4 protein-coding genes are annotated in these 7,203 nt (G+C 60.3%); all 4 read right to left on the minus strand.

The window, feature by feature from the left end:
- Positions 1-71: 71 nt before the first annotated feature.
- The 4 genes from ACW9IR_RS28015 to ACW9IR_RS28030 all read right to left on the minus strand — a co-directional run bounded on the left by ACW9IR_RS28015 (position 72) and on the right by ACW9IR_RS28030 (position 6,975).
- Positions 72-1,514, minus strand: coding sequence for a sigma-54-dependent transcriptional regulator (locus ACW9IR_RS28015; RefSeq protein WP_150707393.1), 1,443 nt, complete (start codon positions 1,512-1,514; stop codon positions 72-74).
- Entirely contained in the window at positions 1,483-2,973 is a 1,491-nt protein-coding gene (locus ACW9IR_RS28020; protein ID WP_102902821.1) for a sensor histidine kinase, read from the minus strand. The genes ACW9IR_RS28015 and ACW9IR_RS28020 overlap by 32 nt, the downstream gene beginning before the upstream one ends.
- Before the next feature lie 94 nt (positions 2,974-3,067).
- Positions 3,068-4,171: an SCO family protein gene (locus ACW9IR_RS28025; RefSeq protein WP_102902822.1), complete on the minus strand. Its 1,104-nt coding sequence runs from the start codon at positions 4,169-4,171 to the stop codon at positions 3,068-3,070.
- The gene (locus tag ACW9IR_RS28030) at positions 4,168-6,975 is read right to left on the minus strand and encodes a multicopper oxidase domain-containing protein (protein ID WP_457465856.1); all 2,808 of its coding nucleotides are present in this window, start codon (positions 6,973-6,975) and stop codon (positions 4,168-4,170) included. Before ACW9IR_RS28030 ends, ACW9IR_RS28025 begins: the two co-directional genes overlap by 4 nt.
- Positions 6,976-7,203: the final 228 nt, after the last annotated feature.

The raw sequence follows: 7,203 nt of genomic DNA on the forward strand, positions 1-7,203 counted from the left end.
AGTAATAAAAAGGTCGACTGACACACCGCTATCGCGAGCAGGCTCACTCCTACAGGGGATTTGCGGTGGGGCTACCACTGCCGTTTATCCGGCCGGGCGAGGCCGAGTTTTTCGATGCGGTAACGCAGCATGTCGCGGCTCAGGCCCAGCAGGCGCGCGGATTTGGTGACGTTCCAGTCGGTCTTGTCGAGCATCTTGCGCACCATGTCGCGTTCGACTTCCGGCAGGTTCATCGACTCCATATTGCTCGCCGGACGCGGTTCGTAGGGCGACACAGGTTCGTGGTGTTGATGCTGATGCTGCGGCGGCAGCTCGTCACACAGGCTCATGCACACGTTCAACTGATGCGCAGCAATCGTGTCGCTCGGCGCCAGCAGCACGGTCTGCTCAAGCATGTTGCGCAGTTCGCGCACGTTGCCCGGCCAGGTGTAACTGAGCAGCAACTCCTCGGCCTGCTGGCTGAAATGCAGATTCGGTTTGCCGTAGCGTTTGCCGTGACTGGCGAGGAAGTGCCGCGCCAGCAACAGAATGTCATCGCCCCGAGCATAAAGCCGCGGCACTTTGATCGAAATGATCCGCAGACGGAAAAACAGATCACGACGGAATTTGCCCTGCTGGACCATCTGTTCAAGGTTGCAGTTGGTCGCACTGATCACCCGCAGATTGACCTTGCGCTCCTTCACCGAGCCAACTCGGCGAATGGTGCGGTCCTCCAGCAACTTCAGAATCTTTGCCTGCAACAGCAGATCCATCTCGCCGATCTCATCGAGAAACAGCGTGCCGCCATCCGCCGCTTCCACCAGCCCGACCCGGCGATCCTTGGCATCGGTAAACGCGCCTTTCTCATGGCCGAACAGCTCCGACTCGACCAGATTCGACGGAATCGACGCGCAGTTGAATTCAATAAACGGCCCTTTGCTGCGCGGGCCGTCGAAGTGCAGGGCCCTGGCTACTAGTTCCTTGCCGGTGCCGGTCTCGCCTTCCACCAAAACCGGCGGCAGATCGGTATTGGCCATGCGCCGCTCGGCATCGAGCAACTGGCCGATGGTGTTCTTCAGATACTGCATCGGCGCCGAGTCGCCAATCAGCGCCTGCACCCCGGATTTCTGCGCCTCGCGCTCCTGATAGAACGACAGCGTGCGCTCCATCCGTTCGGTGGCCAGGGCCTTGTCGAGCAGCAGTTTGAGCTCCGTCAGCGCGACCGGTTTGGTGACGTAATGAAAGGCGCCCTCCTTCATCGCCACCACCGCATCTTCAACGTTGCCGTAACCGGTCATCATGATCACTTTGAGATCCGGCGCGCTGATGCGCAGCTTCTGGATCAGCTCGTGACCGCTCATGCCCGGCAGCGAGTTGTCGGTCAGCACAATGTCGGGCATGAACGTTTCCAATTGCCCTAACGCGTCTTCGGCCGAATGGCAGACGGTCACCTCGAAGTCTTTGCGCTCCAGGTAGGTCTGAATATTCTCGGCCAACAGTTCGTCATCCTCGACCAGCAGAATGCTGTGTTCCATATTCCCCTCCCGATGCCACTTTGAAGTTGAGACTGACGCGGGTTCCCTCCTGCTCTTTGCTGGTCAAAACGACCGAGCCCTGAAAACGCTCCATGATTCTTTTGACCAACGCCAGGCCAACCCCGAGGCCGCCCTGTTTGGTGGTAAAAAACGGTTTGAACACCAACAGTTGCTGCTGCGCGCTCATGCCCTTGCCGGTGTCGCTCACGGTCAGACGCACGCTGTCCGGCTGCGGCGATTCGAATTCGACGCTGAGCACACCGCCCTTGGGCATGGCTTCGAGGGCATTGGCAAACAGGCTATTGAGTATTTGCGTGAGCAGCACCTTTTGACTGACGACCGGCGCGCAATTCTGCGGTGTGAAGCGCACTTCGACGTTGCAGCGTTTGATCAATGCTTCGAAGGCGCCAACGGTGTCTTCGACCGCCATGACCAGATCCACCGCCTCGCCGTCGTCATTCATCGGCCGCAGCGACACCAGCAGCTCGCGCACCCAGCGTGACATGCGATCGACCTGGCTGATGATGTCGCCGATGTTGCGCTGCGCGCCGGGGCTGGCCACTTCCTGGGCCAGTTCGGCACTGGAGCGTATGGTCGCCAGTGGATTGCGCAAGCTGTGCGCCACCGCCGAGGACATCTCGCCGAGGGCGACGAAGGTTTCGTTGCTGATCAGTTGTTGCTGCTGGCTCTGCAGCAATTTCGCCGCACGGCGGACGATCCAGAACAAGGCTAAAAAGATCGCCGCACCGCCGAAGCAAGTCGCCGCCCAGATCGAGGCGAATCCACGATCGATGCGGTCGACCAGATCCGCCGGCTCCTTGTAGACCTCAACCATGGCGACGACTTTGCTTTTGTCAGCATTGAACATCGGGATGTAGTTCTCGATGAACAGGTATTTCGGTTCGCGCAGCATTTGTTGCTCGGGTTTCTCATCGTCGATCTTGTGGTAGCTGGAGGACACCGGCACTTTCATCTCGAATGATTCGTCGAGCTCATCGTCATCCTTGATGTGCACACCGATAAGCTCAGCGTTGGTCGACCAGATCACCGTGCGATCCAAGGCGTACACCGTGGCCAGGAGAATGTCCGGCAGGTGTTCGACATGGTCGAGAAATTCGATACGCGCCGAAGCCTGTAACACAGGGTCGACATCAGGGAAGTTGCCGTCCTGGCGCGGGTCGAGCATTTCGCCCATCGTTCGGTTCGGATTGATTTTGGCGTGGCGCATTTCCGCCGCGCCAATGGCCTCAACGAATTGCGCGGTCAGCAGCGCATCGCGCTCGACGCTTTCGGTGACCACAAAGCGCGTGGAGATATAACCCAGCCCCAACGCCACGGCGGCGATGATGAAAAAACTCGCGAGCGAGAACCAGCGCAGCAGATTGAACTGCTCGCGCCAGCCCTTGCATGCGACCGATGGGTTCGGTGCAGAGGTTTTTTGTGCTTCCAGTCGCTGCATGGGAGTGGCCCTGGAGTTTTATATCGCGCTGCTTACAGCCATCAGTGTAGGTGGCTCTGACCGCGACACACGGTTCAATGATGCTATTTCGCCGCTACCGCATCTGACTCACCGTCGCGGCTGGATCGCCCGGTTTTACTGGCGTCAAAGCACCGTCGGTCATGGCCGCAGTGGACGGTTGCTGACGCTCGGTTTCATCGCTGAGAAAGTCGATGATCGACTGCGCGGATTGCTCATCGAGGCGCAGATTGGGCATCGGGATTCGCTCGAATTGTTCGTAGAGTTGCAGGGCAATCGGGTCTTTTTCCGCGAGCAGGCGATCCGGTTCGCGGATCCAGCGGTTCAGCCATTTGGCGTCGCGGTTGCGGGTCACGCCGATCAGGTCAGGGCCGATGCTGCGCATGCCAAGGCCCTGGCCATCCATAGGGCCAAGGCTGTGGCAAGAGGCGCAGCGGGTACGGAACAGTTCTTCGCCATTGCTCGGCGGGCGAATATCCGGGGCATTGGCGTAGCTTTCTTCGATGCTCGGCTGCTTCCAGTTCTGCAAGGTGTTGGCCAGTTGATCGGCGAGGATCCACGGATTCTCGAACGGCGAGGCCTTCATCCAGCGCCCGGTGCTCTGGTTACCGACGATCAGGCTGAGGTTGTGATCCTTGCTGCGGCCGTTGTCGACGCCGTCGATGAACAGCCCGAGTTTCTTGCGCAGGTCGGTGACATCTTCGAATTCGCCGGTGAGAAACTTCCAGCCGGGGCCGACCTTGAAGCGCTGCGAATAGGCCTTGAGCACGTCGGGTGTGTCGCTGAGCGGGTCGATGCTGATCGAGTAGAAGAAGATGTCCTGGCCGACCCGATCACCGAGCAGTTTTTGCACCTGGCGAAGGCGCGCGGTTTCCAAGGGGCAGGAATCGCTGCACGAGGTGAAGATGAAGTTGATCACCACCACTTTGTCTTTGATCAGGTCATCGAAGAAATGCACCTGCCGACCGTCCTGATCGGTCAGCAGGGTATTGGGGAAATAGTCGCCACCCCACGGGGTGGCGGATTCACTGGCCGCTGGCGGCTCGCCGACGCTGGCCTGATGTGCCAGCAGCACACGGCTGGCGAGCACACAGACCACCAGCATCAGCACCAAGTGCATGCCCAACGCCCGGGAGCGCGGGGTATGTACAGGTTGGCTGTCACCGTGGCGGCGGTTCATGGCTTGACCACCACTTGCGGGCCAACACCGTCACCGTTGCGGAAGGTAGGCAGCGCGGCAGAGTTGACGTAGCGCACACCGTCCCAGCTCGGCAGTGGCGTTGGCATCAGCTGCAGTTGCCCGGGCTTCTCAAGGTCCCAACGCAGCAGCATCGAGTTGTCTTCATGCTGGGTGTTGTGACAGTGCTCCATGTAGGTCCCGGCGAACTCGCGGAAGTTGATCGCCATTTCCACACTGTCCAGACCATCGGCTTCGGAGCCGATGCGATAGACGTCTTTGCGTGCCCATTTTTCCCACTCTGGCGGTGCCTTGCCGCCGCGACTGAGGATGATCCCCTCCTCGAAGTGCACATGCACCGGATGGCTCCAGCCCTTGCCGCCAGCCTTGATGTTCCACACTTCGAGGGTGCCGAACCCGGTGACACCGGCATCGGTCGGGCCGCTGGACAATTGGGTCGAGGCATTGAGCCGGCGCGGGTCCATGTGGAAGCCGAAGCCGCCATCGGTCTTGACCGTCCATGGCGCTTCATCGGTGCCGTCGGAGCGGCCGAAGGTGAAGGTGCGGTGGCGAGCCTTGGCTAGCACGGCTTTGTCGGCGGCGTTGTCGCGATGGAGTTTCAGCGGGATCATCACCAGCCCTTCAGCCTTGCCCGGTTTGGCCGGCTCGTACGCCGCTGGGTTCATCGCCAGATCCTGACCGGTGTAGGCCTTGACGTTGAGCTGCAAGACCTTGCCCACCGCCGGATCGCCTCTGTCCCACTGCGGGCCCTTGCTGGTCTGTTTGATCACCGCCAGGTATCTCTCCGACAGGATGTCGCCCAGCGGGATGACATCTTTGGGTCCCTTGCCGTCGTCGTGAGCCTGCAGGTTGACGAAAAACAGCTTGTCCCCCGGTTTGATGCCGTTTTTCGAGAAGTTGACGATGATGTCGAAGCGCTCGGCGATACCCTGAGTCGGCAGGATCGCGTTGTGGTTCTGTTTATCGCCATCGGCATCGAGATCCATGCTGCCGTCAAACGGTACGCTGTGCTCCATGATGTTGCCGTCGTTGGCGATCATGTGGAACGGCACACGGCTGTACGACACACCGGAGTTTTTCGGCCCCTGAAACTCGCCACCGCTGCCTTTGATTTCCCGCACCAGCGCCAGTTTGAAGTAGCGCGACACCGAGCCGTTGAGAATGCGGAAGCGATAGCTGCGTGCACGCACGTCGAGGGTCGGTTTCCACTGCCAGTTGACCAGCAACTGGTCACCGAGGAAGCCGTCGGTGTTGAACGGGTTGAACCACAATTGGCCTTCCTGATCCCAGGCCTTGTCGGCGAACACCAGATTGACGTCATAGTCGCGGTTGCCCCAAGGCAAGGCACTGCCGCTGGGCAGACGCAGGTTGACGCCGTCGTCCACCGACTCGTTGCCGCGATCCAGAGCGCTGTAGTAGTTCATCATCGCCGCGTTGCCCTTGTAGACGTTCTGCGCAGTGAAATCGAGCATGTGATCGTGGAACCAGTGGGTGCTCATGGTCTCGCGCCAGTCGCCACGGATTTTGATCGTGCCGTGGTCGCAGGTTTTCTTCGCGGGGGCCAGGTCGTTGACCCACAAGGTTTCACCCGGTGCGCAGGGGAACGCCGCACGTGGGTCTTCAGCCTTGGTGTTGATGCTGTCGTAACCGGCGAGCTGGATCGGCCAGCGATAGTCATAGAACTGCCCCGGGAAGAAGAACGCGTTGGCATAGCCGTCGCTTTCCGCCGGCGCGTGACCGTTGTGCTCGTGGGTGCTGATCGTATGCAAACCGAATCCACGGTTGGCCGACGGGTCGATCGGCAAGCCGTTGTAGTGGCGCATCATCACCGGTTGGCCGTAGCGCACCATCAACAGTTTCGGCGGCAACGTGCCGTCGAAGGTCCACACCGAATTGTGGTTTTGCGCCGGCATGGCCGGGTGGAAACGCGGGTCGACGCCTTTGGCGGTGCCATCGGTCGCCGGTACGCCAGCGACGTTGTGATACAGGCCGCCGGGGCCGAACTCACCGACGGCGTAATGGTGCATTTGCACGCTGTCACGCAGGCCACCATTGAGGCGTGCACCGGTCTGCGCGGTTTTGTAGGCGACTTGCGGGTAGAACTCGTTCCAGCGCTGGTGCGCCCAGCCCTTTCCTGGCGGCCGGCCTTCGGCGGATGAGCCGATATGGCGGTTGAGGTACACCTCGATCTGCGCCTGCCACGGATTGCGGTCGACGACGTTGGCGAACTGGCTGGGGAATGGCGTCAGACCGGGTTGCCGCAGGAACGCATCAAGCGCAGTGCCGGGTGGCGCGCTGCGGGCGACGTTGTTCGGGTCCTGCGCAGGGGCCGGGCCGATCGCCGCTGGTGGAAACGGCAGCGGCGCGGCCGGGGTGGTTGGGTCGAGTTTTTCCGGGCCGAACTCTTCGAACAGGGTCAACTGCTGGGTGAACGGTTGCGCGCCATAGAGCGGGCTCGGCTTGCCGTTGGTGGGGTAGTTGAAACTGGTTTGCACGGAGGGTGGCAGGACGTTTTCGATACGCGTTTCAGCGCGATCGCCTTTGACCCCGTCCGGCAAATCGAAGGAATCCTCGTTGGCCTCGGGCAGGGTCAGGATGTTGTTGAGCGCCCCGGCGCGGTCGGCCGGTTCATCGTAGTACGCCGACGGGTCGGAAACTTCTGGCTGTCGCTCATCATCGATGGGACTGGCGCGGACGCCGGTCATGGTGCCGAGGGTCAACATCAGAAAGACGCTCAACGGCGTCAGCAAAAAGGTGTTGCTTGGGTCACGCGTTGTTCTGTCCATCACCAGCCGCCTCATCAAGGAAGGGGTGATGGTGTTTTGCAACTAGTGCGCCAAGAAATTATTTCCAGTTGTTACAGGGACTTGAGGAGGCTGTGGGTTTCCCCACTTCCCGGTGACCGGGGCTTGACACCCAGTGATGGGGGAAGTTCATAAATTTTTTGAGGTAATGCAAACCTCATGTAGGAGCTGCCGAAGGCTGCGATCTTTTGATCTTGGTTTCTAAGATCA

It is taken from the genome of Pseudomonas sp. SDT291_1_S447 (genome assembly GCF_054070155.1).